The organism is Catenulispora subtropica (assembly GCF_039531675.1).
GTDB classification, from domain to species: domain Bacteria; phylum Actinomycetota; class Actinomycetes; order Streptomycetales; family Catenulisporaceae; genus Catenulispora; species Catenulispora subtropica.
In genome coordinates this window covers 15,258-41,127 of the sequence record NZ_BAAAQM010000004.1, presented here as the reverse complement: position 1 = coordinate 41,127, position 25,870 = coordinate 15,258, and the positions used below count along the sequence as shown (strand labels likewise).

General features: G+C 69.5%; 17 protein-coding genes and 1 pseudogene. 13 read left to right on the top strand and 5 right to left on the bottom strand.

All coding sequences use genetic code 11. From position 1 onward, the window contains the following. Positions 1–68 precede the first annotated feature (68 nt). The 7 genes and pseudogenes from ABD466_RS05255 (at position 69) to ABD466_RS05230 (ending at position 8,982) form a co-directional block, all read left to right on the top strand. Positions 69–1,223, top strand: coding sequence for an ADP-ribosylglycohydrolase family protein (locus ABD466_RS05255; RefSeq protein ID WP_344655784.1), 1,155 nt, complete (start codon positions 69–71; stop codon positions 1,221–1,223). A 65-nt stretch (positions 1,224–1,288) separates the two neighbouring features. Then, positions 1,289–2,722, top strand: a pseudogene (locus ABD466_RS44370) (ADP-ribosylglycohydrolase family protein); the annotation flags it as partial. A 12-nt stretch (positions 2,723–2,734) separates the two neighbouring features. Further along, positions 2,735–3,703, top strand: coding sequence for a ribokinase (locus tag ABD466_RS44365; RefSeq protein WP_425558552.1), 969 nt, complete (start codon positions 2,735–2,737; stop codon positions 3,701–3,703). After that, the gene (locus tag ABD466_RS05245; RefSeq protein WP_344655782.1) at positions 3,700–5,766 is read left to right on the top strand and encodes a formylglycine-generating enzyme family protein; all 2,067 of its coding nucleotides are present in this window, start codon (positions 3,700–3,702) and stop codon (positions 5,764–5,766) included. The genes ABD466_RS44365 and ABD466_RS05245 overlap by 4 nt, the downstream gene beginning before the upstream one ends. Then, on the top strand, positions 5,763–6,974 hold the full coding sequence (locus ABD466_RS05240) for a CaiB/BaiF CoA transferase family protein (protein WP_344655781.1): 1,212 nt from the start codon (positions 5,763–5,765) through the stop codon (positions 6,972–6,974). The genes ABD466_RS05245 and ABD466_RS05240 overlap by 4 nt, the downstream gene beginning before the upstream one ends. Next, entirely contained in the window at positions 6,971–7,966 is a 996-nt protein-coding gene (locus tag ABD466_RS05235; RefSeq protein ID WP_344655780.1) for an HpcH/HpaI aldolase/citrate lyase family protein, read from the top strand. Before ABD466_RS05240 ends, ABD466_RS05235 begins: the two co-directional genes overlap by 4 nt. Further along, positions 7,963–8,982, top strand: a complete 1,020-nt coding sequence (locus tag ABD466_RS05230; protein WP_344655779.1) for a DUF475 domain-containing protein — start codon at positions 7,963–7,965, stop codon at positions 8,980–8,982. The genes ABD466_RS05235 and ABD466_RS05230 overlap by 4 nt, the downstream gene beginning before the upstream one ends. A 64-nt stretch (positions 8,983–9,046) precedes the next feature. On the opposite strand, the gene ABD466_RS05225 is transcribed toward ABD466_RS05230, so the two are convergent. Next, positions 9,047–10,270, bottom strand: coding sequence for an FUSC family protein (locus ABD466_RS05225; RefSeq protein ID WP_344655778.1), 1,224 nt, complete (start codon positions 10,268–10,270; stop codon positions 9,047–9,049). Positions 10,271–10,962: 692 nt separating this feature from the next. Here ABD466_RS05225 and ABD466_RS05220 point away from each other — a divergent pair. Then, positions 10,963–12,180: a PP2C family protein-serine/threonine phosphatase gene (locus ABD466_RS05220; protein WP_344655777.1), complete on the top strand. Its 1,218-nt coding sequence runs from the start codon at positions 10,963–10,965 to the stop codon at positions 12,178–12,180. Positions 12,181–12,303: 123 nt separating this feature from the next. Here the strand turns inward: ABD466_RS05220 and ABD466_RS05215 are convergent, their stop codons facing one another. From ABD466_RS05215 to ABD466_RS05200, 4 genes are all read right to left on the bottom strand, one after another. Beyond that, a complete protein-coding gene (locus ABD466_RS05215; protein ID WP_344655776.1) occupies positions 12,304–12,741 on the bottom strand; it encodes a VOC family protein in 438 nt (145 codons plus the stop codon). A 196-nt stretch (positions 12,742–12,937) separates the two neighbouring features. Next, positions 12,938–13,954: a hypothetical protein gene (locus ABD466_RS05210; RefSeq protein ID WP_344655775.1), complete on the bottom strand. Its 1,017-nt coding sequence runs from the start codon at positions 13,952–13,954 to the stop codon at positions 12,938–12,940. Positions 13,955–14,631: 677 nt separating this feature from the next. After that, the gene (locus ABD466_RS05205) at positions 14,632–15,402 is read right to left on the bottom strand and encodes an alpha-ketoglutarate-dependent dioxygenase AlkB (RefSeq protein ID WP_344655774.1); all 771 of its coding nucleotides are present in this window, start codon (positions 15,400–15,402) and stop codon (positions 14,632–14,634) included. After that, entirely contained in the window at positions 15,386–16,615 is a 1,230-nt protein-coding gene (locus tag ABD466_RS05200) for a hypothetical protein (protein WP_344655944.1), read from the bottom strand. Before ABD466_RS05200 ends, ABD466_RS05205 begins: the two co-directional genes overlap by 17 nt. A 339-nt stretch (positions 16,616–16,954) precedes the next feature. Between ABD466_RS05200 and ABD466_RS05195 the strand changes: the two genes are divergently transcribed. From ABD466_RS05195 to ABD466_RS05175, 5 genes are all read left to right on the top strand, one after another. Next, on the top strand, positions 16,955–18,523 hold the full coding sequence (locus tag ABD466_RS05195; RefSeq protein WP_344655773.1) for an FG-GAP-like repeat-containing protein: 1,569 nt from the start codon (positions 16,955–16,957) through the stop codon (positions 18,521–18,523). Between the two features lie 223 nt (positions 18,524–18,746). After that, the gene (locus ABD466_RS05190) at positions 18,747–19,313 is read left to right on the top strand and encodes a hypothetical protein (protein ID WP_344655772.1); all 567 of its coding nucleotides are present in this window, start codon (positions 18,747–18,749) and stop codon (positions 19,311–19,313) included. 237 nt (positions 19,314–19,550) lie between these two features. Next, on the top strand, positions 19,551–23,111 hold the full coding sequence (locus ABD466_RS05185) for a cell wall-binding repeat-containing protein (RefSeq protein WP_344655771.1): 3,561 nt from the start codon (positions 19,551–19,553) through the stop codon (positions 23,109–23,111). 690 nt (positions 23,112–23,801) lie between these two features. Further along, entirely contained in the window at positions 23,802–25,157 is a 1,356-nt protein-coding gene (locus ABD466_RS05180) for an MFS transporter (RefSeq protein ID WP_344655770.1), read from the top strand. Next, on the top strand, positions 25,154–25,768 hold the full coding sequence (locus ABD466_RS05175) for a hypothetical protein (protein ID WP_344655769.1): 615 nt from the start codon (positions 25,154–25,156) through the stop codon (positions 25,766–25,768). The genes ABD466_RS05180 and ABD466_RS05175 overlap by 4 nt, the downstream gene beginning before the upstream one ends. The last annotated feature ends 102 nt before the right edge of the window (positions 25,769–25,870 follow it).

Sequence of the window (25,870 nt, the reverse complement as noted above, 5' to 3'; positions counted from 1 at the left end):
CGCGCCGACGAACGACCCACCAACCGGGGCCCGGAGCAGGCCGGGCCCCACGGGAGGCACACCACAGCATGGACGCACTCGAACGCAAGGCGGTCGGCGCGCTCGCCGGCGCGGCCGTCGGCGACGCCCTCGGCGGCGCCACCGAGGGCTGGAGCCCCGCGCAGATCCGGGAGCGGCACGGCGGCCCGGTCCGCGGGATCGTCGGCCCCTTCCTGCCGGACTGGCGCACCGCCCGCCCGGCCTCGCCGTACCACAAGGGCGACGGACACGTCACCGACGACACCCTGATGACGAACCTGCTGGTGCGGGTGTACGCCGACAAACGCGACCATCTCGACGCGTACGACGTGGCCGAGCGGCTCGTGCCGCTGATCAACGGCGAGGTGGTGTGGATCCCCGAACTCGAACGCGAGACGGTGCCGCTGATCCGGCTCTTCCTCGCCGAGAAGTGGCTGGTGACGCGGCTGCACTACGGGCACGTCGACCCTCGCGAGGCGGGCGTCGGGAACGTGGTCAACTGCGGCGCCGCGATGTACTGCGCGCCGATCGGCGTCGCCAACGCGGCGAACCCGGCCGCCGCGTACGCCGAGGCGATCGAAGTCGCCGGGGCGCACCAGTCGAGCTACGGCCGGGAGGCCGCGGGCGTGTTCGCGGCGGCGGTCGCCGCCGCGTTCCGCCCCGGGGCCACGGTGACAGGGCTCGTCGACACGGCACTGGCCCTGGCGCACGACGGCACCAGGGCCGCGATCGAGGCGGTCTGCGAGCGCGCGGCGAAACTCGCCACGGCCGGTGTGCCCTGCGACGACGCATCCGCTCCGCTGCGCGCGGCGATGGAGCCGTTCGACACGGTCGGCCCGGAATACCGGAACCCCGGCCTCGGCGCGCGCCGGCCCAGCCGGCTGCACGCCATCGAGGAGCTGCCGCTGGCGCTGGGCATGCTGGTGCTCGCCGGCGGCGACTACACCGACGCGGTGCTCGGCGGCGTGAACTACGGCCGCGACTCGGACTCGATCGCGACGATGGCGGGCGCTCTGTCCGGCGCGCTGCACGGCGTGGACGCCGTACCGGCCGAGTGGCGCGAGGCCGTCGGCACGGCGAGCCGCCTGGACCTGGCGGCCAGCGGCCTGACGATGGCGGCGGTGGCGCGCGAGATCCACGCCGCCGACCAGCGCCGCCGGACGGAGGCGGCGGAGGCCTTCGCCGCCGTCGCCGCCGAGGCGTAGCGGCACGGTCCGCGCACCACACCGGTTTCATCCCGCCGCGGCGGGATGCGGGAAGGAGGACGACGATGAGGGTCACCTGGGCCCAGCCCGAGGACCTGCTGGCGCACGAGTTGCGCCAGTCGGCGGACGAGGGCCGCGAGGTCGCGGCCGTCGCCGCCCGCTGGACCGCGGCCGGCGGTGTGGTGACGGCGCCGCACGGCGGCGCCTCGCAGCCGCCCGCCTCGCGGGAGTTGCGCGCGCTGGCCCGCGAGCTGCTCGACGTACTGGCCGCGTCGCCGGTCGACGCGAAGCTCGCCGCGGCCGAGCCGGACGGGCTCGCGGAGATCCTCAGCGCGGCTCGCCCGGTCCCCGAGCTGCGATCGCCCGCCGCGACCGCCGGGCCGCACGCAATCGCCGGGCCGCACGCGACCGCCGTATCGCACGCGGGCGGCGCGGCGGGAGGCGGCGGCGCGCCGGACATCAGCGATCGGCTGCTGGGCGGATGGCGCGGGCGGGCGGCGGGCTGTCTGCTCGGCAAGCCGGTGGAGAAGATCCCGCGCGCCGGGATCCGGGAGATCCTGGAGGCGACCGGCCGTTGGCCGCTGGCCGACTACTTCACCGCGCGCGGACTGCCGGCCGAGGTGTCGGAGCGCTGGCCGTGGAACAAGGCGAGCCGCGGCACGAGCCTGGTCGAGAACATCGACGGCATGCCCGAGGACGACGACCTCAACTACCCGCTTCTCGGACTGCTCTTGCTGGAGCGGCACGGCGAGGCGTTCACCGAGGACGACGTCGCACAGCTGTGGCTCACCCATCTGCCCGGTGGACGCGTGTTCACCGCGGAGCGCGCCGCGTACCGCAACCTGCTGGACGGCTACTCGCCGCCGGAATCCGCGACGTACCGCAACCCGTTCCGGGAGTGGATCGGCGCCCAGATCCGCGGCGACGTGTACGGCTGGGCGCGGCCCGGCGACCCGCGCGGTGCCGCGGCGCTGGCCTGGCGCGACGCGCGGATCAGCCACACCCGCAACGGGATCTACGGCGCGATGTACGCGGCAGCGCTCGTCTCAGCGGCCTGCGTCGCCGAGGACGTGGAGACGGTGTTGGACGCGGGCCTGAGCGTGGTGCCCGCGGACAGCCGCTTCGCGCACGCGGTGCGCTTCTCCCGCGATCTGGCCGCCGAGCATGCGGGCGACCTCGAGGCGGCCGTCGACGAACTCTACGATGCGTACGGCGACCTGCACTGGGTGCATGTGCTCAACAACGCCGCCCTGACCACGCTCGCCCTCGCCGCGTCCGGCGGCGACTACCAGACGGGGATCTGCACGGTGGTCGCCGGAGGCTGGGACACCGACTCGAACGGCGCCACCGTCGGGTCGGTGCTCGGCACGCTCCTGGGCGCACGTGCGTTGCCCGAGCGATGGATCGCGCCGCTGAAGGACCGGCTGAGCACGAGCTTGCCGGGCATGGGCGAGCTGCGCTTCTCCGATCTGGCTGCGCGTACATCGGCGGTCTCGAGCGCGGGGAACCCCATGGCGGCGGCGTCGCGGGCGGTGACCGGTGCGGACGCCCGGCCGCTGGTCGCCGTGGTCGGCAGCGCCAACATCGACCTCGTGGCCGACTGCGCCGCCCTCCCCCGCCCCGGCGAGACCGTTCTCGGCGGTCACCTGACCACGGTGCCCGGCGGGAAGGGGGCCAACCAGGCTGTCGCGGCCGCGCGTTCCGGATCGGCCCGGGTGACGTTCCTGGGCGCGGTGGGCTCGGACGAGCCCGGTCGCCGCATCGGGGAGCAGCTGTCGGCGGACGGGATCGACACGTCGCTGGTGCGGCAGGCGTCCGGCACGCCGACCGGCACCGCACTCATCACCGTCGACGCGGCGGGAGACAACTGCATCGTCGTCGTGCCTGGTGCGAACGCGACGTGGGACGCGCCCGGCGAAGCCGACGTCGTGGCCCTGAAGCAGGCCGCTGTCGTCCTCGCCCAGCTGGAGATCCCGCTCGACGCGGTGACCCGGGCCTTCTCGGTGGCGCGGGCCGCCGGCGCCCGGACCGTCCTGAACGCCGCTCCGGCGGTGCCGCTGCCCGCCGAGTTGCTGGACGTCACGGATCTGCTGCTGGTCAACGAGATCGAGGCTGCCGTCGTCATGGGGTACTACGACACCCCGGAAGCGCTGTGCGCACGGCTGCTGGAGCTCGTACCGAGTGTGGCGATGACATTGGGCGAGCGTGGCGTGCTCTATGCCGAGCGCGACGGCGTCAGTCATCGCGTCGCGGCGCCGAAGGCCGAGGCGATCGACACGACGGCCGCGGGCGACACGTTCGCCGGAGTCCTGGCGGCCGGCCTGGCGGCGGGCGAGCCCGTCGAGACGGTACTGCGGCGGGCGTGCGCGGCGGCGTCGCTGACGGTCGAGACGCTCGGTGCGAGCTCGTCGATCCCGGACGCGGCCCGCGTCGCGGCACGGTACACATCCGCTTACGGCGCGGAGGAACGCGGAGCATGAACGAGAGTCACGCCCCGATCGCGACCCACCCGCGGGGCCCGTACCGTCCGCGCCCGATCGACGAACCCGTCGAGGTGGTCGCGGACCGGGCCGCGCTGGACGAGGCGAAGATCATCGCGGCGCCCGACGATCCCGCACGGTGGCCCGCGTGGCGGGAGGCGCTGCGCGCGTGGCGCCGGGACGCGGCCTCGCGCATCGGCTACGACGGCGCGCTCTACGCCCGTCCCGAGTTCGCCTGGACACAGGGCGCCTACACGGTGGCCGTCGTATGGCTCTGGGACGATGCGCTCTACGACCACGAGCTCGGCGCCTTCACACCGGAGGCGTATCTGGAAGCGGGAAGACGGGACTACGGCGGCTACGACGCGGTCGTGCTGTGGCACGCGTATCCCGTGATCGGCGTTGACGAGCGCAACCAGTTCGACTTCTATCGCCAGGTGCCCGACCTCAAGGCGCTGATCGGTGAGTTCCACGCTCGTGGCGTCCGTGTGTTCCTCGACTACAACCCCTGGGACACCGGGACCCGGCGCGAGGATCTCCCGGACGCCGAGGCCGTCGCCGCGCTCGTCTCGGAGTACGACGCGGACGGGGTGTTCCTCGACACGCTCAAGGAGGGCGCGGCGGGAATGCGGACGGTGCTCGACCGGGTCCGGCCTGGTGTGGCGCTGGAGGGCGAGTCGCGGGTGCCGCTGGCGCGCATAGCGGATCACCATCTCTCCTGGGCACAGTGGTTCGCCGACTCCGCGACCCCGGGTGTGCTCCGGGCACGCTGGTTCGAGCCGAGGCACCAGATGCACCAGACCCGGCGCTGGAACCGCGACCACAGCGACGAGATGCAGACCGCGTGGCTCAACGGCGCCGGCATGCTCGTGTGGGACGTGGTGTTCGGCAGCTGGGTCGGCTGGAGCGAGCGCGACCGCACGGTCTGGCAGACCGTCGCGCCGGTGCTGCGGCGGTATCAGGGGGCGTTCACCGGCGGTGACTGGAGCCCGCTGGAGGGCACGGCGGTAGCGGTGGGCGGCGGCGCGGGGCCCGTGTTCGCCTCACGTTTCGCGGACGGCGATCTGACGCTGTGGACGCTGGTCAACCGCGCCGAGGAGCCGTACACCGGCACACTGCTGGTTCCCGAATCACGCGACATCGCCCCCGGCAGACGCTGGTTCGACGTGATCAGCGGCACCGAGCTCGACGCTGAGTCGGGGGCGGTCCACGGCACGCTGCCCGGACGCGGCCTCGGCGCGGTGGTCGCGCTCCCGGCCGACGCCGTGGACGACGACCTTCTGACCTTCCTCGACCGCCAGGCGGGGCAGCGACTGTCGACGGACACGGCGTTCCCGGCGCGTCCGACAGTTCGGGTGCCCCCGCCGTATGCGCCCGCCGCGGTGATTCCGGAGAACTTCGCGGCGCTGCCTGCAGGCCCACGGGAGCTCACCGTGCGCTACCGGCTGCGCGAGACAGGCTTTTACGAAGGCGCGCCCTACGTCGAGGACTGGAAGCCGCTGCCTCCGCGCCTGCATCAGGAGATCACCGAGAGGCACCGCGAAGAGTCGCCGGCGCCCTGCGGTGTCGCAGTGTACGAAGTCACCAACGCCGAGTACGCGCGCTTCCTGATGGAGAGCCGATACGCACCCGTGCGGCCCGAGCGTTTCCTCGAGCACTGGGTTGACGGACGTCCCACACCGGGCACCGAGAACGAGCCGGTCACGCACGTGGACCTGACCGACGCACGTGCCTACGCGGACTGGGCGCGACTGCGCCTGCCGACCGAGCACGAATGGCAGGCCGCCGCCGAGGCCGGGCTGCTGCGGCGCGGCGAGCCGAAGGTGTGGAACTGGACCGAGAGTGAGCACCGCGACGGCCGCACCCGGTTCGTCATGCTCAAGGGCGGCAGCGCTTTCCGTGCCCAGGGCTCCGACTGGTACGTGGACGGTGGTGAGCGCGATCCGCAGGAGGCTGTGAAACTCCTGCTTTGCGGCGCACCCGTCGCCCGGTCCGCCCGCATCGGATTCCGGTGCGCCGTCGACCTCGCCACGGATCCGGGGCCCGGGAAGGAGCACGCGTGATATCCGGACCCGCCTCCGCCGCCCCGCCCCCGCTGGCCGGGCTGCGCGTCGTCGAACTCGCCACCCTCTTCGCCGGGCCGCTGGCCGCGACGTGGCTCGGGGACTTCGGCGCGGATGTCGTCAAGGTCGAGCACCCGCGGCGCCCGGACCCCTCACGCGGCCACGGAATCGCCAAGGACGGCATCGGGCTGTGGTGGAAGACGATCGGGCGCAACAAGCGCACCGTCACCCTCGACCTGTCCAAGCCGGGCGGCCGCGAGATGGCGCTCAGGCTCGCCGAACAAGCCGACGTCGTCATCGAGAACTTCCGCCCCGGCACGCTGGAGCGCTGGGGCCTGGGCCCCGACCGGCTCGCCGAGGTCAACCCGCGGCTGGTCCTCGCCCGGGTCACGGCTTTCGGCCAGACCGGACCGTACGCCGGCCGGCCCGGCTTCGGCACCGTCGCCGAGGCGATGAGCGGTTTCGCCGCCCTGTCCGGTGAGCCGGACGGACCGCCGCTGCTGCCTCCCTTCGGCTTGGCCGACGGCGTGGCCGGGCTGGCCACCGCGTACGCGGTCATGCTGGCGCTCGCCTCACGCGGCGTCACAGGGCGCGGACAGGTCGTCGACCTGGCCATCATCGAGCCCCTGCTGGCCCTGCTGGGCCCGCAGATCACGGCGTACGACCAGCTCGGCTACATCCAGCCGCGCACCGGGAACCAGACCTCGAACAACTCCCCGCGCAACCTGTATCGCACGGCGGACGGCTCCTGGGTCGCGGTCTCCACGAGCGCGCAGAACATCGCCGAACGGGTGATGCGGCTCGTCGGGAAGCCCGAGGTGATCGACGAGCCCTGGTTCGCCTCGGGCGCCGGCCGAGCGGCACACCGCGCGGAAGTGGATCCGCCGGTCGCGGCCTGGATCGCGGCCCATTCGCTGGCGGAGACGATGGAGGCCTTCGAACGGGCCGAGGCGGCGATCGGGCCGGTCTACGACGCCCGCGGCATCCTCGCCGACCCGCAGTATCAGGCGCTGGAGACCACGGTGACCGTGCCCGACCCGGAACTCGGCCCGCTGCGCATGCAGAACCTGATGTTCCGGCTCTCCGGCTCGCCCGGCGCGATCCGCTGGGCGGGCCGGCCCCACGGCGCCGACACCGAGGCCGTGCTCGGCGAACTCGGCCTGGACGCGGCCCGCATCGCCGCGCTGCGCGCGGAGGGAGCCGCATGAGCACTGACCACGCGGCACATCCTGAGACCGCCACCGCGCACCGTGAGCACTCGGCATCCACGCCCGGCACGTACGGCACCGGCTTCGGGCCGATCGTGGCGCTCTACCTCCCGGCCACCCGCCCCGACCGCTTCGGCAAGGCCCTGACCGTCGGCGCGGACGCGGTGATCCTCGACCTCGAGGACGCCGTACCCGCGGCGGCGAAGGACTCCGCCCGCGCGGAGGCGGTGCGCCTGCTGTCCGACAGCACCCGGGAGATCTCCGACACCGCGGTCCATGTGCGCATCAACAGCCTGTCGTCGCCGTGGTGGAAGCGGGACGCCGCCACGCTCGGCGAGCTCGCGGCCCGCCGGCCCGAGAGCCGCCCGGCCGCGGTGCGCGTCCCGAAGGTCGAGTCGCCGGAGGACATCCGGCGGGTGGCCGAACTGCTCGGACACCAGATCCCGCTGTACTGCCTGATCGAGTCGGCCCGCGGTCTGGAGGCGGCGTACGAGATCGCCGGCGCACACCCGGCGGTCGCGGGCGTCGCGCTCGGTGAAGCCGACCTGGCCGGGGACCTGGGTGTCACCGGCGAGGGCTTGGCGTGGGCGCGCTCACGGCTGGTCGTCGCGGCGCGCGCCGCCGGGCTGCCTTCGCCGGCCCTGTCCGCCTACCCGCGGCTGGACGACGAGGCGGGGCTGTACGAGTCCTGCGTCGCCGGGCGGCGCGCGGGCTTCCTCGGCCGCTCCGTGTTGCACCCGAAGCAGATCCCCGCGGTGATCAGGGCGTTCACGCCGAGCACGGCGGAAGTGGCGTCCGCTGAGGCGACGCTCTCCGCGCTCGGGAGCGCCGACATCATGGAGGGTGGCACGGCCGTGCTGGCTGACGGCAGCTTCGTCGACCGGGCGATGGCCGAGGCGGCCTCGCGCACGCTCGCGCTGCGCCGTCACACTGCGCAGCTGGCCCGGCGGGCGGGCCTGGACGAGGCGGGCGCCGAACCGGAGTCCTCATGACGGCCATGGACACCGTCGGACGAGCCCTGCTGCTCGCGGCTGTCGAGGTGTCGCTGTCCTTCGACAACGCCGTCGTCAACGCGACGGTGCTGCGCCGGCTCAGCGCGTTCTGGCAGCGTCTGTTCCTCACCGTCGGCATGTTGATCGCCGTCGTCGGCATGCGGCTGCTGTTCCCGCTGCTCGTCGTGGCGATCTCGGCCCGCTTGTCCCCCGTCGGCGTGCTCCACCTCGCCACGGCCGATCCGCACGCCTACGATCTGCGGCTGGCCTCGGCACGCCCGGAGATCTCGGCCTTCGGCGGCGCGTTCCTGCTGATGGTGTTCCTCGACTTCCTGTTCACCGAGCGTGACTTGACCTGGCTGCGTCCGCTGGAACGGCTCTCCGCCCGGATCTCCCGGCTCGACCGGCTCGCCCCGGCCATCGCCCTCGGCGCGCTGCTGGCGACCGCGCTCGTCGGTCAGCACCCTGAGAGCCAGGTCAACTCGGTGCTCGCCGCGGGGCTGCTCGGCATCATCGCGCACTTGCTGATCAGCGGCCTGAGCGGGCTGGCAGAACATGGAAGCGCCGAGGACGGGGTGGACCGCGCGGACGGCGCGGATCCCACAGACGGCGCGGATCGCAAAGGCAGTGCGGCCCCGGCACCGCTACGAGGCCGGGACGCGTTCTTCGCCTTCTGTTTCCTCGAGCTGATGGATGCCTCGTTCTCTTTCGACGGGGTCATCGGCGCGTTCGCGTTCACGTCGAACCTGTTCGTCATCGCCGTCGGCCTCGGGATCGGCGCGCTGGCCGTGCGCTCGCTGACGGTGCACCTGGTGCGTCGCGGCACGCTCACCGACTTCGTCTACCTGGAGCACGGCGCGCACTACGCGATCGGCCTGCTCGGCACGCTGCTGCTCGCGACCGCATACGGCTCGCTGCCACAGCTGCTCAGTGGCCTGCTCGGGCTGGGGGTGATCGGCACGTCGCTCGCCTCCTCCGTCGTGCGCAACCGGCGCCTGACCCGCTCGCCCGTGTGAAGAATCCCGGCCCGCCCCGAACCGAGCCCGCCGGGCCGGCGTCGCGTCGCCGGAGCCCAGCGGTTCAGCCCTCGCGGCGAGGCTGCCCTCCCACCCGCGCGAGCCGCCTGAGTCCGGCGAGTCGCGCCGCCCGCTCGTGGCGGGCGGCCGCGGCACGGTCCAGTTCCGCCATCAACCGCTGGGACCGGTGCTCCAGGTCCATCTCGTCCAGGATGCGGTCTATCTCAGCCAGCAGCGAACCGTGGAGCTGCCAGGCGTGAGGGTTTCGTTGGACGCTGTCCAGGAGCATCTGGGCTACTTGTTCCCTGCGGTCCCACGCGGCCGACAACTCGGCCGCCAGTCGGTTCTCCGCTTGCTCGGCGTTGCCGCTTACCGTGGACGTCACCAGCACTGCGTAACTGACCATCGCCGCGCCGACATCGGCCAGGAGTTCCTGGAGCGCCGTCGCGGTCTCGGCGGGGAACAGCGGCTCGCCTTCCTCGCGCCTCTTGGCCAGGTCGGTCAGCGAGCGGGCCAGGACCCGGACCACGACCACGCAGATCTCCAGCGTATCCAGTCCGGTCCGCAGCACGAGGCGGACGAGCAAGCCCTCGCTGATCCTCGGGTTGAGGCGCAGGCTGTCCTCGGCCTGGCGCAGTGCGGCGTCCACGCCGGCAACAGCATGGTCGAGTCGACGGGCCTCGTGCAGCCGGTCCGCGGCGTGCTCGACGGCGACCGGAGTGTCCAGCTCCTCGCCGATGCTCAGCAGCAGACTCCGAGTACGGCGGGCCAGCCCGACGATGGACTCGGCGGCCGGGTCCACCCAGACCGGCGGGGCGAGCACGACGTTGAACAGCAGACCGACTCCCGCGCCGATCAGCGTCTCCAGCACCCGCTCCCACGCTTGGGACGCCAACTGGGTGACACCCAGGACGAGCATCGCGCTGATCGCGACCTCGACGACGAACTCGCCGACCCGGATGAACTGGCCGACGGTGAGCGCGGCCAGGATGATCAGGCCCAGGCTCCACCAGGACAGGCCGACCACGGCGCTGAAGCCGACGGCGATCAGCACCCCGGCCACAACCGACACGACCCGCCGGACGCCGGTGGTGAGTGTCGAGTACAGGGTCACTTGAACGACGAGCAGCGCCGTCAGCGGAGCGGTCAGCGGGGCGGGCTGGGAAGTGAGAAGCACCGCGACGGCGTAGGCCACCACCGCCGCAGCGGTAGCGCGGATCGTCCAGATGACAACCGGGTCATCGCGGAACCGCACCAGGGACGCCACCCGCGCCGAGACCTTCGGCATCTGCTCCTGCCCTTCCGGCCGCCGGTTATGCGTAGCGCACCACACTAGATTTCCACGCGGGTCACCCATCCGCACGCGCGTCCCGCTCGCTGGTCAGCAGCATCGTGCGATGGGTGAACCCGGCGACCTACTTCAGCCGGAAGTGTCGCTCCGATCGGAAGACCTTACGGGATCCAGGGGCTGTGTCCGCCATCGGCGACCCGTGATTATCATCAGGTTGGACCAAGTCGGATCGAGCACATCCACTGAACTTTCTGTATACGACAGTTGCGGCCCAAGATGCTCGTCTCCCAATTCATGGCTTCACCAGCGCCGGAAATCGCCTGACCGTTTTATCGTAGGGTTTTTAGGGCTGCCCGCCCCGCACGTAGGCATTGTAGAACGCGAGCGAGTTGCTTCCGAGGTTGTCGATATGGCCCCTCGACGTGCTGAGATTTCAGAGCCTTGCCATGGTCCTGCGCCTTAGACGTCGGTGAGTTCGAGCACCGGCCACCGCTGATGCTGCTCGTGTGGCTGGGGCCAGCGGTCTGTCAGAGAGAACGGTGAAGGATGTTTCCGGTGATGTGCTAGTGGCCACCCCGACGCGCCGCGGAAAACGTCCACCGCTCTCACAGCGCACAGCCAGCCTGCAGGAGAAGGCGCTGGTGAGTACCGTGGTAGCTACCAGCACGTTTGGCTCCAGGCGGTAGAGCGTGTGTGCAGCGCGAATAGATTACGAAGCCGTGTTCCAGGCCCTGCCCGGCATGACGGCTCTCCTGACCCCGGATCTGCGGTACGCGGACGCCAACCGACAGTACCTGCGATCAGCCGGTCGTTCCCGTGAGCAGGTCATCGGCCGCTACCTGTTCGACGTCTTCCCGGACAACCCCGACGATCCGAACGCCACCGGGACCCGGAACCTGGCCGCGTCCCTCCAGCGGGTTCTTGACACCGGCGAGCGCGACACGATGGCCGTGCAGCGCTACGACGTGGAATCTCCGGAGCGGCCAGGCCACTGGGACGAGCGATATTGGAGCCCGGTCAATGTCCCGGTCTTGGATGCCGACGGCAAGGTCGTGCTGGTGCTGCACCGGGTGGAAGAGGTCACGGCGCTGGTCCAAGCGCGTGCCGCCGAAGGCGACCGGCTGGCGGTGCTCGAAGCGGAGCTGCAGACCCGCGCCCGGGAGCTCCAGGAGGCCAACGAACATCTCCGGCTGGCCCACGCCGGGGAACGCCAGGTCGCGCTCGCCCTGCAGGAAGCGATGTTGCCGCCGCCCCACCTGGGCCTGCACCATCCGGTCGCGGTCCGCTACCGACCCGCCGTGGACCAGCTCAACGTCTGTGGGGACTGGTACGACCTGATCGACCTGTCAGCCGATCGCGTGGCGGTGTCCGTAGGCGACGTCGTAGGCCACGGGCTCGCCGCCGCCGGCGTCATGGGCCAGTTGCGCAGCGCCCTCAGCGCGGCCTCAAGAGTGTCGGCGGGACCGGCGCAGGCACTGGACGTGCTCGACACCTACGCGCGCAGCGTCCCCGGCGGCGAGAACGCCACAGCCGTCAGTGTCATCGTCGACTGGGAGGACAACACGCTGGTGTACAGCACTGCCGGGCATCCACCCGCGATCCTGGTGGACGCCGACGGGTCGGTGCGCCTCCTCGATGCGGCGACCGACCCGCCGCTCGGGGCGAGCCCGGAGCACCGCGCCAGACACCAGTCGGCCGTGACGTTCACCGAAGACGCCGTTCTGCTGCTCTACACCGACGGCCTGATCGAGCGCCGCGGCGAGGACATCGACGTCGGCCTCGCCCGGCTGGTCGAATCCGCGGCCCGGCACCGGCGAGACAGTCCCGCGAGGCTGGCCGACCGCCTGCTGGGCGAGCTTCTCCCATCCGCCACCGACGACACCGCCGTGGTCGTCCTCCGGCTGTGAACGGACCTCCATGCACTCTGCGGTCGCCGGCATCGGTGTCGCCAGCAAGGTAGCCAGCAAACGAGGTGCGTGGACGTGAGCTGCAATCTGGCTCGACGCAGCGATACGGAGCTCGCGCCAGACTCACTCAAGGTGCTGATCGTCCGGAGCCTCGTGCAGGGAGGGAGCGTAGGAGATCCCGACGATCAAGCCGTCTGCCGTGAGCAGCCTGGCCACGGTCTGGCCCCAGGGCTCGGTCCGGGCCTGGTGCACCAGCTCGAAGCCGGCCCGCTGGAGCTCGGCACCGGCAGCTGAGACGGCCTCCGCATCCGCCACCTCGAACTCGATCGAAGCTTGCGGAATCACCCGATCGGAGGGCCACTGGGGCGTGCCGAAACATGCCTCGGCCGCCTGCGAGAGCGGCCACAAGCCGAAGTGCTTGCTCCCGGCGACGTTCCCGCTGGAGTAATAGCCGTCGGCTTCGCCCTCCAGGGGCAGGCCGAGAGTCTCGATGAACAGCTTGCGGCTCAGCGGCGGGTCGGCCACGACCGCCGCCACGCTCGTGATGAAGAGAACATCCATGGTGGTGGAACTCCCCCCTCGAAGAAGTCGATCGCGGACAGCCGTACGTGCTCGCGGAACTCACGCTGCCTAGCGGTCAGGCCCCACCCTGCGGACACCTCACACCTACGGCGTACCGCAGGGATCAGGACCTGTCAGCACACGACATCACGCATTCAAAGCCACTAGCGGACCCTCGTGCGGAGTCGAGACGCGGTCAGCTCGTGACTCGCACTTCGTAGTTACCCAGTCTGAGCAGGTTCTTGACGGGTGCGGAGCTGAATCCTGCCGGCATCTGTTCGACGAGGTCTCTCTCGAGGTCGGTCGCGTTATTGTCAAGGACCTTGTAGAGAGTGGCGTTCACATACGCGGTCTCGGGGAGGGCGTCTTGGGTGAGGGTGTACGTGGTGCCTGTGTCGGGAAGGCCGCCGGGCAGGGTGAAATCATCCGTGCGGGTCCTCTGCCAGCCCTGGCGGTCGGGGCCTGGCAGCCAGCCCTCCCAGTCCACCGGAGCCGCCGTGTCGCTGCAGGTGAAACGCAGAGCAGCACCGTTGGGAACGCCTCGTCCCTCGAATTCGATCCTGAAGGTCCCTGGTTGCGGGTCGAGGTTGGCGATCAACAAGTGGCGAGTGATGGTCTTGGTGTTCTTCTGCACCAGATCGACATTGCGCCAAGCGACGGAGGGGTTGTTCGCCACCCAATTGGCGAATTCCACATTCGTCGCGAAGCTTCGCGGCATGGGATCGTGGTGATCATCCGTACTGACCTTGGCGATCAGGCAGTAATGGTTGGTGTCCACGGCGGCCGAGCCCATCCACTCGAAGGCTTGACTGGCGGCGCAGACTTCCTGCGCCTGAATGGTCTGGTTCCGCTGACCGTTCACTAGCGGCAGAAGGCGCCCTCCTGACGGTGCCTCGATGACTCCCCACTGCGAGGGCGCCAGGAGCAAGGACGGCGGAGCCCAGTACATTTCCACAGTCCCGTGGGTCGGCTCGGGCTTGATGTTCTTGGCTCTGATGTATATGTTGTTCGGCTGCCCCCTGGTGAGGAATGCTTTCCCGAGATCCCGGTTCATCGCCTGCTGCATTTCCTCGAAGCCGAGGACGTCTCGGCCATACGGGATGATGTCCGGAGATGCGCAGATCGTTCCAGTGGTGGGAATCTGGCCGGTGTCGGCGAAATTGTCCCTGATCAGGATGTCCTGGTAGATGGTTTCGGTCATGACCGTAGTCATGATTGCCTCCCTTGGTTTCGTCGTCGGCTCATTCCTTTTTTGTCGCCGGCTCTTTGCCGTGACGGAGAAGTTCCCAGTGCCCGGCTGTCTGCTGAGTCGAGTCCAGCCGCAGGGCAACGGTCACGGGGTCATAGAGTCCGCAGTCTGTGCGAACCAGCCTTCGGCGACATTCATGGGATGTCTCTTCTTTACTTCCGCCGACCCCTTGCGGCCACCATTGGTTGAATAGCCAATAATACTGGCCGGCTGACTGCGCGAAGGCGCTGGAAGAGTTTCCATATAGGACGTTTCTCCCAACGTACCGCAGCCCCTCTGCCTCGCAACCCGGGCAGTTGCTGCTGATTTCAATTTTATGATTTCGCGTGCTGACGGGCCTTGATCGCTGCGGTGCGTCGGTGAGTGCGCGGTATCCAAGAAGCCGACGGCGGGCCGCACGTGGGCGATGGTGATGCGCCGCAACAGCTGGTCCCGAGCCCCGGGAGGTCCTGGCGCGTCACACCGTCAAGCAGGACGATGCGGCGATCGCACCATCCCGTTTCGCACTCAACCGGATCAGTACCGGCCCTACCTCGCTGACGGCTGCCTCGCTGACCGCTGCCTCGCCGAGATCCGACTGGCCATCCACCAGCCGTTGCCACGACGACAACACACATTCAGAGTCAGTAGTTCCACGACAGTCACACGGGGGACATCAGATCACTCGCGCTGATGGTGTAGGTCAACAGGGGGTAGGTGAAGTCTGCCTCGTTGTTCTCACGGCGCCGTAGCTGATAGAACTCGCGTGCCTGCTCGTCGTCGGCCGACGTGAGGCATACATCTCGCGATAGGTACACATGTCCGTCGTGAAACTGGACGAAGGTCTTTGACGTGCGAAACGTCACACCCAGCCATAGGTTGTCCGCCGCCTCGGCGGGCGCGTTCAATACGATCTTGTGCCTGAGCCGCCGATTCGTGTCGACGGAGAACGCGACGACGCTGTTGTGGGCGAGGGGGATCTCGAACTTCTCGCCGTCGACGTCCTTTGATTCGAAGATCAGCTTCCTCAGCGGGCCAGCCCCGGGATCCTGATAGCAGGAGAAGACGGCGATGAACGACTCGTCGGCCAGATCGAGGGCCTGGTCGGAGTGGCTGCCCATGGTGGTGTAAGCGTTCGTATAGCACTCGATGAGAGCGTTGTTGAAGCCGACCGAAAGCCCTGCCCGTCCTTGAATCTGCTGCGCCAGCAGTTCGTGCACCGCCCGGAAACGCTGCGCCGGGCTGCTGTATCGAGTGGTGGTGCGAACAAGAGGCACGTCGCCTGCCTCGCCGATCTTGGTGAGCACGGCGCCTCGCCGGCCCTTGCCTACGTCTTCCAGCCGGGCCGAGGCGGACAGCTCCGCAAAGAGGTTCTCCTCGGTCGGCAAGACGCAGGAGTGGATCTCATCAGAGATCCTAGGCTCGAGGGGCATCGTAGTCTCCCATGTTCATACTGAAGAGAATCTCGTCGCCGTAATCAATGAAGGACGAGGTCCTGTTCACCTCGGCGTACAGCCTGCGCAGCTCATCCACGCCGTTCGGTGTGGGCGGTTCCAGCCCCACCAAGTCTCCGGCCACTTTGAGGAACGTGTGCCCGTTCTTGTGAACGGCTTCGGCGCTCGAGCAGCGCACCACGTATCCCAGGCGCGTCGGAAGCAACTCGGCGTCCAATCCCGAGGGCCGGACTTCATGCGTATACAGGCGGTTGGTGGACAGGGGCATAAAGAAGACGGAGCCAGGATAGAGAGTCAAGGTGAACCGCGAGGGCAGCACCGCCCCATCGTGTTCGTCGGCCTGCTCCTTGAGACGAAAGTGGAGTTTGGTCAACCCACTGTTGCCCTTCACGCCACAGTCGAAGACGTCGTCAGCCAAGGGATGCAGCTTCTCAAGCCCGTCATAGAAGGTGCAGAAGGCCATGATCCCGTTGACCGGCATGTCCTTGGTCTTGTCAGCATGAGCGGAGATCTTGGCCTTCGCCTGCTTGCGCTCGGCCGTGGCGAGGGTGTTGTGGTAGATCTGAGCGAGGACGTGATTCAGCGGCGCCGGGTTCCGGAAGACGGCGGCGGCCTCGCGGTTCAAAGCCTCGACGATGAGCGTGTCGGTCGGCTGAAAATTCTCGGTCGGCCCTGAGAAGTTTGTGGAGCACCGGAGCAGGCGGAAGTGCAGCTCGTCACCGAGTCGAGTGATCGGCGTCAGATAGATTCCGCTGCGATGGGCCGTCCCAGGTTTGGTGGACTCGGTCAGGGACTGGAACTCGTGCTCCGCACGGATCCGTCCGAAGTAGTCGGCGCCGAGTCCGAAGAAGCGGCGATAGTACACGCCGAGCCCGTGGACGCGGATGGGCACCCGACCGAGGTCGATGACAGTCCAGGGCCGGTCGACGTTCTCGTCGTCACCGTGCGACAGCTCCCTGATGACGAACACCCGGCTGGCCCCATCCAGGTGGTGGTCGCTGATCCCGGATATATCGCCACACAGGTAGACGGTCTTCTGCGCGAGGTCAGCCAGACCAGAAGCAAGGTCCTCTGGCGTGATCACGGCTCCGAAGAAGTCATTCACCAAGTCGCTGTCACTCAATGCCGAAGGCGCAACCAAGATGCTTCTCGCGTCATCGATGTAAGCTTCTGTCAGCTCTGATGTGTACATCACATCGCACCCGTCATTCGCAGTCCTTTTCAGTTGCGCCATGGCCGACGCCAACGAGATCTGTCCCGCGTCCAGCAGATCAGCCATGTCCCCCCACCACAGCCGCTCCCCCGATGTCAGCCCGCCTCGACCATAGCGGTGGCGAGGTTCCGTTCCGGAGCGGGCTTCGCCGGTCCAGGGCGGGGCACGGCCGAACGCCGGACCCGATGCCCCAGCGCCAGAGATATGGGCGCCAACGGTCCAGGCGCCGGGAACCTCGGCGCGCAAGGCGGGCGCACGGCATATATCCGCCAGAGGAAGTCCGTGTTTATCAGGAGTCTGCGCTGTTATCCTCCGCCTATGCCGCGACGCCTCGGATCCATACTCACCGTTCTCGGACTCACCGTCCCGTCCGCGCTGGCGCTCGCCGCCGCTCCAGCGTCCGCCACGGCGACGACGCCTCCGCCGGTCGTCCGGGTGATGCCCCTCGGCGACTCCATCACCTACGGAGTCGGCAGCACATCCGGCCCCGGCGGCGCGGGCGGCGCAGGCTACCGGGTGACGTTCCTCAACGAGGCGGCCGCGCAGTCCCGGTACCGGGTCGACCTTGTCGGCTCGATGGAATCCGGCGCGTGGGAGGTCGCGGATCCGGACAACGAGGGCCACAGCGGCGCCCTGATCGCCGACATCAGCGCCGGCGCGGACACATGGATCCGCAACGCGCGGCCGGACGTGATCCTGCTGCACATCGGCATCAACGACCTGGACCGATCGGACGACCCGCTCGGCGCGCCGGCCCGGTTGCACAACCTCGTCGACCAGATCTTCGCCGACAAGCCGAACGTGACGATCATCCTGCAGGGCCTGATTCCGATCACGCAGGGACTGAAGGCCAGTCCGACGGATTACAACAACGCGGCGCGCAGCATGGCAGCCGCCGAACAGGCTGCCGGACACAAGATCCAGTACGTCGACCCGGACCCGACGTTCAACTCCGCCGACATGTTCGACCGCCTGCACCCGAACGACAGCGGGCACTCGAAGCTGGCGCGGGTGTACTTCTCAGCGTTCGATCAGGCCTACACAGCCGGATGGGTCACGCCGGCCACGTCGCGGGGCGCGGCCGACGAGGTCGGCGGCTCGGGCCGGGTCCGATGGGCGGACTTCGACGGCGACGGCCACGCCGACTACCTCACCGTCAACGCCGACGGCTCCGTCGACGTCTGGCTCAACAAGGGCGGCGACGGCCACGGCGGCTGGAACCCGCTCGGCCAGGTCGCCGTCGGATTGACGACGGACGCGAGCCACGTACGGATCGCCGACTTCGACGGTGACGGCCGCGCGGACTACATCCTGATCAACCCGAACGGCTCGGTGAGCGTGTGGCTGAACCGCGGCGGCGACGGCCACGGCGGCTGGACCGCACTGGGCCAGGTCGCGACCGGCCTGACAACCGACGCGAGCAAGGTGCGCTTCGCTGACTTCGACGGCGACGGCCGCACGGACTACCTGCTGTTCAGCGACAGCGGCGCGATCAGCGTCTGGCTGAACCGGGGCGGCGACACGGCCGGCGGCTGGTGGAGCATCGGTCAGATCGCGACCGGACTCACGTCGGACCCCACCAAGGTGCGGATCGCCGACATCGACGGCGACGGCTACGCGGACTACACGCAGATCAACGCCGACGGATCGCTGAACACGTGGCAGAACCAGGGCGGCGACGGCCACGGCGGCTGGAAGTCGCTGGGGCGGATCGCCACCGGCACCACGACGAACGCCGATGCGGTGCAGCTCACCGACTTCAACGGCGACACCCACGCGGACTACCTGCGCACCAACACGAACGGCTCGATCGAGGCATGGCTGTGGAACGGCGGGGACGGCAGCGGCGGCTGGACGTACGACGGGCAGATCGCGACGGGAGCTTGACGGAACACTTCGCGTCGTACTGCGGTGTCGCCGACTGAAACCTGCTGAGCCGGCCCTGAGCTGGCCCTACGATGCGCGGGCGGCAGCGGCTGAGGGCGTCGACGATCTGGTCGGCGCCCTCGCGGTCGGTGAGGGACGCAGCGGCGATCTACTCAATCCGCCATCACAAACCTGAGTACGACAGCGGATGTGGCTTGCCGGCGCCGCCACAGATCATCGGATCATGTTCGCGTCGAAGAAGAGTGTGGGAATCGGCATCGCCACCGGCCTGCTGTCAGCGCTCGCCGGATTGTGGGTGGCCTGGCAGATCACGTACTACGTGAGCGCGCATGCATCCACCATTGACGAAGTCCACGGTACCTGGGCGCATACCGCTCGCCTGCGCTCAGGGAAGGCCACGGTTTACAGCGAGGATTCCATCCCGCTGTCCCGCATCCGGATCACAGCCCCGGACGGCTCACCGGTGCACCTGACGGAATCCCACGGCACCTGGGTGTTCGCGGGATCGATGTCTCAGGTCCCTTCGATCGCGGTCTTCAACGCGCCGGCAGACGGCGTCTACACCTATCAGGCGTCCAGCCCCGACGGGACGGGGACCGGCCTCGTCGTCTACCAGACCGTGATCACCTTCCACAGGTCGATCCCAGGCGCCCTCGTCGGCCTCGTGATTACCGGAGCGGGCGTCACGGTAGCCGCGGTCGGGGTGAGGCGCGCATCGCGCAGACAGCGCGCGAACACATCTATTGCGAACCCTGGCCTGGGACCGGGAAGCTTCGGGGCGGCGTCCTGATTACGGTCTATGCGGCTCGCCCGACCCTGTCCGGCAGGGATTCGGGCCGGCAGCGCGAGGATGGGACAGTCGGGCCCCACGAGCCGCTGTGACTCCAGATCCGCCTCCCGTACGGCGGAACAGCGGCGGCGTCATGGGGATTGACCCGCATTGACTCGTTTACTGCGTGGCCGATAGGACTTTGAGGTCGTTCGACGTCACCGCCGGTTGTCGGCGTGTTCCATGAGGGGGCAGGCCGTGTCAACACTCGGAGCTCGAATAACCGCGCTGGGCGCGGGCGCGGCGGTCGTCGCGGCGGGCCTCGCTCTGCCCCAGCCGGCCGCGGCCGACGACACCACCGTTTCGGTCGACAACGCCCGCACGGGGTGGGACCGGAACGAGCCCGGTCTCAGCCCGGCCGACGTCTCCGACCCCGCCTTCGGGCAGATCTTCTCGACCACGGTCGACGGGCAGGTCTTCGCCCAGCCCCTGGTGGCCGGTGGCATGCTCGTCGTCACCACCGAGAACAACAAGGTCTACGGCCTGAACCCGCAGACCGGCGCGATCCTGTGGACCCGTGCGGACCTGGGCCCGGCCTGGCCGTCGGCATCGATCGAGCCGCCGACCGGCTGCGGCGACCTGGGCCCCACGGTCGGCATCACGAGCACCCCGGTCTTCGACCCGGCCAGCAAGACGGTGTACTTCACGTCGAAGACCTACGCCGGCGGCGACCCGACCGCGGCGAGTTGGCTGATGCACGCGATCGACCCCGGCACCGGTGCCGAGAAGGCGGGATGGCCGGTCACGATTCAGGGCGCGCCGAGCAACGATCCGTCGACGCCGTTCGACGCGTTCCATCAGATGCAGCGCGCCGGGCTGCTGCTCATGAACGGCGTGGTCTACGCCGCGTTCGGCTCACACTGTGACTTCACGCCGTGGCACGGCTATGTCGTCGGCATCGACGCCGTCTCGGGGCACCAGACCGCGATGTGGACCTCGGAGACCGATGACGCCGGCAGCGGCGCCGGCATCTGGCAGGCCGGCGGCGGTCTGGTCTCCGACGGCGACGGCCGCATCATCTTCGCCACCGGCAACGGCGTCAGCCCGAAACCGGGTCCCGGCAGCAGTCCCGGCGACTACCTGGCCGAATCGGTGGTCCGGCTCCAAGTCGGCTCGGACCGGTCGCTGTCGGCCGTGGACTTCTTCAGTCCGTCCGACAACGCGACGCTGGATCTGAACGACACCGACCTGGGTTCCGGAGGTCCGGTCGCGCTTCCGGACAGCTTCGGCACCCCCAAGGTGCCCCACCTGCTCGTCGCCGGGGGCAAGGACGGCCGGATCTTCCTGCTCAATCGCGACGACTTCGGCGGCATGGGGCAGGGCCCCGGCGGAAAGGACGCCGTCGTGCAGACCATCGGCCCGCTGCCCGGCGGCCTGTGGGGGCACCCGGCGGTATGGGGCGGCGACGGCGGCTACGTCTACCGGGTCGGCAACCAGCAGCCGCTGATCGCGCTGCAGGCCGGGGCGACCGCGGACGGCACGCCCACTCTGACCCAGGCCGGAACCAGCACCGACTCCTTCGGCTACACCAGTGGATCGCCGATCGTCACCTCGAACGGCACGGACTCCGGCAGCGCCGTCGTCTGGGTGGTGGACAGCCCGAGCGGGCCGTGGGGCAACGGCGCGACAGGTGAGAACGCGACACTGAACGCGTACTCCGCGGTCCCCGACTCCCACGGCACCCTCAGCCGACTGTTCTCCGCGCCCATCGGCCGGGCGGCCAAGTACTCGGTCGTGGCCACCGACTCCGACCACGTCTACCTCGGCACCCGCGAGACCGACGCCGTGGGGAAGGTCATCGGCTTCGGCAAGCCCGCGAAGACCGCGCTGACCACGGCACCGGTGACGTTCGGACCGGTCGAGGTGGGTTCGAGCGCCCAGAAGCAGGTGACGCTGACCGCCACGCAGCCGGTCACGGTGACCGGCGCCACGGTGAACGCCTCGCCGTTCACCGTCGACACCTCGCCGCTGAAGTCGCCGGTGTCGCTGAACACCGGCGGCCATCTGACCCTCACCGTCACATACACCCCGACCGCCCCCGGCGCGGCGAACGGCATCATGACGGTCGCGACCAGCGCCGGGAGCGTCGGCGTGTCCTTGAACGGCACCGGCCTGGCGAACGGTCTCGGGGCGTCGCCGAGCCCGGCGCAGTTCCAGGATGACCAGCCGACGGGGACGCAGCAGACGATGGCGGTCCGGATCTGGAACACCGGCTCCGTGGACGAGACGATCGACAGCCTCACGCTGCCCGACGCTCCGTTCACCGTCCAGGGGCTGTCGCAAGGCTCGACCATCGGCGTCGGCAAGTCGATCTCGGCGACGATCACCTTCGCCCCGACCGCGCCCGGCCCTGCCAGCGACCAGCTGACCATCGTGTCGACCAGCGGCACTCTGAACGTGCCGCTCACGGGTGGGGCGGTGTCGGGCTTCGGTCACCTGCAGCTCTCCCCCGCCGCCTTGGACTTCGGCGACGTCGCCGTCGGCTCCACGGCGAAGGCGGGCTTCGACGCGACCAACACCGGAACGGCTCCCCTGACCATCTCGAAGGCGAAAGCGCCGACCGGCGTGTTCACCACCGCTGTACCGATCTCGGAAGGCCAGGTCCTCGGACCGGGTCAAAGCATTCACGTGGACATGACCTTCACTCCGACCGCGACTGGGCCGCAGCAGGCCGCGTACGAGATCACCGCGGCCGACGGCCAGGGGGCGATGTACGTCCAGATGAGCGGCAACGGGGTCGTCCCAGGCACCCCGCCGCCCGGCGGGAGCGGCACCCCGGGCAATCCGGTGGTCACTCGGCTGTCCGGCGACAACCGGTTCCGCACCGGCGTCGCGGTGTCGCGGTCGCACTGGGCCGACGCCGGCGGCGACTCCTCCGGCCGGCCGACCGCGCACGTCGTCGTGCTCGCCCGCGGCGACCAGTTCGCCGACGCGCTGGCCGGCGTGCCGCTGGCCGCCAAAGCCGGAGGCCCGCTGCTGCTCACCGACCCGACCTCGCTGACGCCCGAGTCCCTGACCGAGATCCAGCGCGTGCTCGGAACGCACGGCGGACAGATCGAAGTCCTCGGCGGTGCCAAGGCGATCTCCCCCGGCATCGTCAGCCAGCTGACCCGGCTCGGGTACAGCGTGGACCGGTTCGCCGGCGCCGACCGCGACCACACCGCCCTGGACATCGCCGAGCGCGGCCTCGGCAACCCGCAGCACGTGGTCCTGGCCACCGGGCTGGACTACGCCGACGCGCTCGCCGCCGGCCCGTTCGCGACCGGCCCCGCCGCGACCGCGACCGGCCCGGCCGCGGTGATCCTGACCGACGGCAGAACCCTGGCACCGGACGTGCGGGCCTTCATCGCCGGCCGAGTCGCCCGATCGTCCCAGGACGCGCCCGCGGCCTGGGCGATCGGCGGCCAGGCTGTGACGGCGACGGCAGGGCTGTCCGGCTACGTCAAACCGCTGTCGGGTGCCACCCGCTACGAAACCGACATCAAGGTGGTGCAGGCCGCGATGGCCGCCGGAGGCGTCCACCAGATCGGCATCGCCACCGGCGGCGGCTTCGCCGACGCGCTGACCGGCGGCGCGCTGACCGCGACCACCGGCGGCGAGCTGGTACTGGTGCCGTCCACCCTGCCCCAGGAGACAGCGGCCCTGCTCAGCGCGCTCCGACCACAGCTGACGTCGGTGGACCTGTTCGGTGGGACGGCTGTCATCAGCCCATCCCTCGCCGGCCAGGTGACCTCGACGGTGAACGGGCGGGCTCAGTAACTCGATCCGCTGATCGATGTCGGGGAGCGGCGGCGTCGGCCACGAAGTCGGGCTCGGCGCCAGCGGGGCCGGGCTTCGTCCAGTACCTGACAGGGTCAACGCGCCCACGCATCTCAGCGACGGCGGCCAGCTCGCACGCGCACACCGCCGACGGCACTAGACCGGCCTGCTGCCAAGGATCACTGCGGCGTGAACTCGGGGCCCTTCACCCGTTACAGGACGAAACCCCCTCCGGGATTGGACAACAAGCGACTCCCCCAGTCGCCCACTGAGCCATTCCCTCTGCGTCCGACGTAGAGTGCTGTAGCCATCCAGGAGGAGCTTGCGTGTACACCATTTCCGACCAGGCCGGAAAGCGATTCGTCAGCACCGACGTCGCCGCGAGGGCCGAGATCCTCCGGGACCATCCGAGCGCCTCGACACCGCCACCGAAGCGCATGCTCACCGCCGCATCCGATGCGACGGCCTCCGATGCTCGAGGCGCTGCACATGGTGGGCGACGTACGTCCGATCGAAGCTGGCCGGCATGCTGATGAGGATGGGGCCGGCCGATCTGGCGACGGAGGCTGACATACCCCTGTCCTCTGCCATAGCCCCCGCGGGACTCAGTCGTGCTGGCCTCCAGACCGCGAACGGCCTGGTTGTGGCCTCGCGCAGAGCAGCTCACCGACACGAAGCCGGGGTTCTGGGGTGAGGCGGGCCGCAGCAGCCCTTCTCGCGTTGACCGTGGGGTGCGTGCTGGCCGACTCGGCGGTGGTCACCCTCGCCCTGCCGGAGATCTTGGTGCGTCTTCACACCACGGTGGGTCAGGTCGCCTGGGTGCTGATCGCGTTCAACCTCGTTCTCGCCGTGGTCGCCCGGCCCGCCGCGTGGTTCTACAAGAAGCATGATCCGGCCGTTTTGTGTGCGGCCGGCATCGCGGTGTTCGCCGGGGCTTCGGCGTTGTGCGCGGTGGCCGGTTCTCTGGAGGTTCTGATCCTCGCCCGGTCGGTCCAGGCGGTGGGTGGCGCGTTCGCGGTGGTCGGCAGCCTTCAGCTCCTGGTCGAGGAACTGGCCGAGCGTCGCGGGACGGCATGGTGGATCGCCGCGGGGGTGTTGGGAACCGCTGTCGGCCCGATGGCGGGGGGCCTGCTCACCGATGCCTTCTCCTGGCGCTCGATCTTCGTCGTCCAGGTGCCGATAGCGGTACTGGCCGTGCCTGCCGCACTGGTCAAGCGCCGCAGGAACGGGCAGGGCCTCGCCGACGACGCACCGAGACACCGTGTGCGGATCCAGCCGAACATCGCCCTGGCGCTGCTCTCGGCAGCACTGACCGCGGCGCTGTTCCTGTTCGTGCTGCTTCTGGTCGACGGCTGGCGTCGGTCACCGGCGGTCGCGGCCGTCACGGTCTCGGTCATACCGCTCGCGGCGCTGCTCACCCGGCCGCTGATCCGGATGCTGCGGTCGGGGCCGTTGGCACAGACGACGTCAGGGTGCCTGCTCATCGCGGGCGGCCTGACCGGGTTGGCGTTGCTGCCGTCGGCCGATCTCGCGTGGACGATCGCACCTCAGTCGCTCGTCGGACTCGGGCTCGGTCTGACCTTGGATCCTCTTTCCCTGCAGGCGATGGACGGCCGCACGCCGTATTCCCTGCACGGCGGCTGGACCATTGCGGCCCGGCACGCGGGCGTAGTCCTGGGACTGGCGATTCTCACGCCGGTTTTCACCGCGGACCTTCGGAGCGCCCAGCCGCCCGCGAAAGACGCCATCACCGCGTTGGTGCTGAACGCTCCGCTGGCGCCCCAGGACAAGATCGCGATCGCTCACGGACTGGCCGATCGGCTGAAACAGGACAGCGGCCGGGTTCCCGACCTGAGTCCCGCCTTCGAGCAACTGCGCGTGCCCGCGGCGGAGAAGCCTGCGGCGGCGCAGCTTGAGCGGGACCTCGATCTTCAGCTCGAACGGGCAGCCACCCATGCGTTCCGCAACGCCTTCCTCATCGGTGCGGCACTCGCCGTCACGGCGTTGCTGTCCCTGATCCCGCTGCGTCGACGGGGCGTGCGATGACCGGCGCGGGCCGTCTGCGGGCGGCGGCGCTCCCCGCCCTGGCCGCCGTGCTGGTGAGCGGCGTCCTGGCCGTCCAGCTCGCCAACGGCGGCGGCCACTACGGCCTGCTTCGCCCGGCCAACTCATGTGTCATACGACCGGCCAGTTCGGTAGCGACAGGGATCGACGGCCTGACCGAGCAACTCGTCCTGACCGGTCTGGACGTCGCCGCCTGCCAGATCGGCATGTCCCGTGAGGCCTTCGCCCTGCAACTCACGCAGCCTGGCACCCACACCGATGCGCAGATCAACGCATTGCGAACCGGACTGCTCACCGCGGTCGACAGCCTGAAGGCCGACGGCAGACTCCCGCGGGCATCGCAACTCGCCCGCGAGGCGATCGGCGACTCGAACCTCAGCAGCTTCCGCAAGGCCGCGCTCCGCGCGATCCCTGATGCTCTCATCGATAAGACTCTTACGACCGACGACGTCCTGCGTCGCACTATCAACGATCTCGACTTGCGCGCCCTGCTGGCCAACCTCGGCAACCGCCACGACCTGACCGTCCAGGTGAACTCGGCTGTCACGAAGGCGGTCCTGGAGCGTTTCGCCGACGATCTGCACTGTTGTTGATATCAGCCCCCTGGGGCGCGACGAAGGCGACCTACCAGAATAACCGCAGGTCAGCCGCGCAGCGGGGTCATGGGACCCCACAGTGGCGACCCTAGCGGCATG

Coding starts and splice junctions, on each gene's coding strand:
- ABD466_RS05255 (WP_344655784.1), top strand. CDS start 69: ATGGACGCACTCGAACGCAAGGCGGTCGGCGCGCTCGCCGGCGCGGCC.
- ABD466_RS44365 (WP_425558552.1), top strand. CDS start 2,735: ATGGCGGCGGCGTCGCGGGCGGTGACCGGTGCGGACGCCCGGCCGCTG.
- ABD466_RS05245 (WP_344655782.1), top strand. CDS start 3,700: ATGAACGAGAGTCACGCCCCGATCGCGACCCACCCGCGGGGCCCGTAC.
- ABD466_RS05235 (WP_344655780.1), top strand. CDS start 6,971: ATGAGCACTGACCACGCGGCACATCCTGAGACCGCCACCGCGCACCGT.
- ABD466_RS05230 (WP_344655779.1), top strand. CDS start 7,963: ATGACGGCCATGGACACCGTCGGACGAGCCCTGCTGCTCGCGGCTGTC.
- ABD466_RS05225 (WP_344655778.1), bottom strand. CDS start 10,270: ATGCCGAAGGTCTCGGCGCGGGTGGCGTCCCTGGTGCGGTTCCGCGAT.
- ABD466_RS05215 (WP_344655776.1), bottom strand. CDS start 12,741: ATGGATGTTCTCTTCATCACGAGCGTGGCGGCGGTCGTGGCCGACCCG.
- ABD466_RS05210 (WP_344655775.1), bottom strand. CDS start 13,954: ATGACTACGGTCATGACCGAAACCATCTACCAGGACATCCTGATCAGG.
- ABD466_RS05205 (WP_344655774.1), bottom strand. CDS start 15,402: ATGCCCCTCGAGCCTAGGATCTCTGATGAGATCCACTCCTGCGTCTTG.
- ABD466_RS05200 (WP_344655944.1), bottom strand. CDS start 16,615: ATGTACACATCAGAGCTGACAGAAGCTTACATCGATGACGCGAGAAGC.
- ABD466_RS05195 (WP_344655773.1), top strand. CDS start 16,955: ATGCCGCGACGCCTCGGATCCATACTCACCGTTCTCGGACTCACCGTC.
- ABD466_RS05190 (WP_344655772.1), top strand. CDS start 18,747: ATGTTCGCGTCGAAGAAGAGTGTGGGAATCGGCATCGCCACCGGCCTG.
- ABD466_RS05175 (WP_344655769.1), top strand. CDS start 25,154: ATGACCGGCGCGGGCCGTCTGCGGGCGGCGGCGCTCCCCGCCCTGGCC.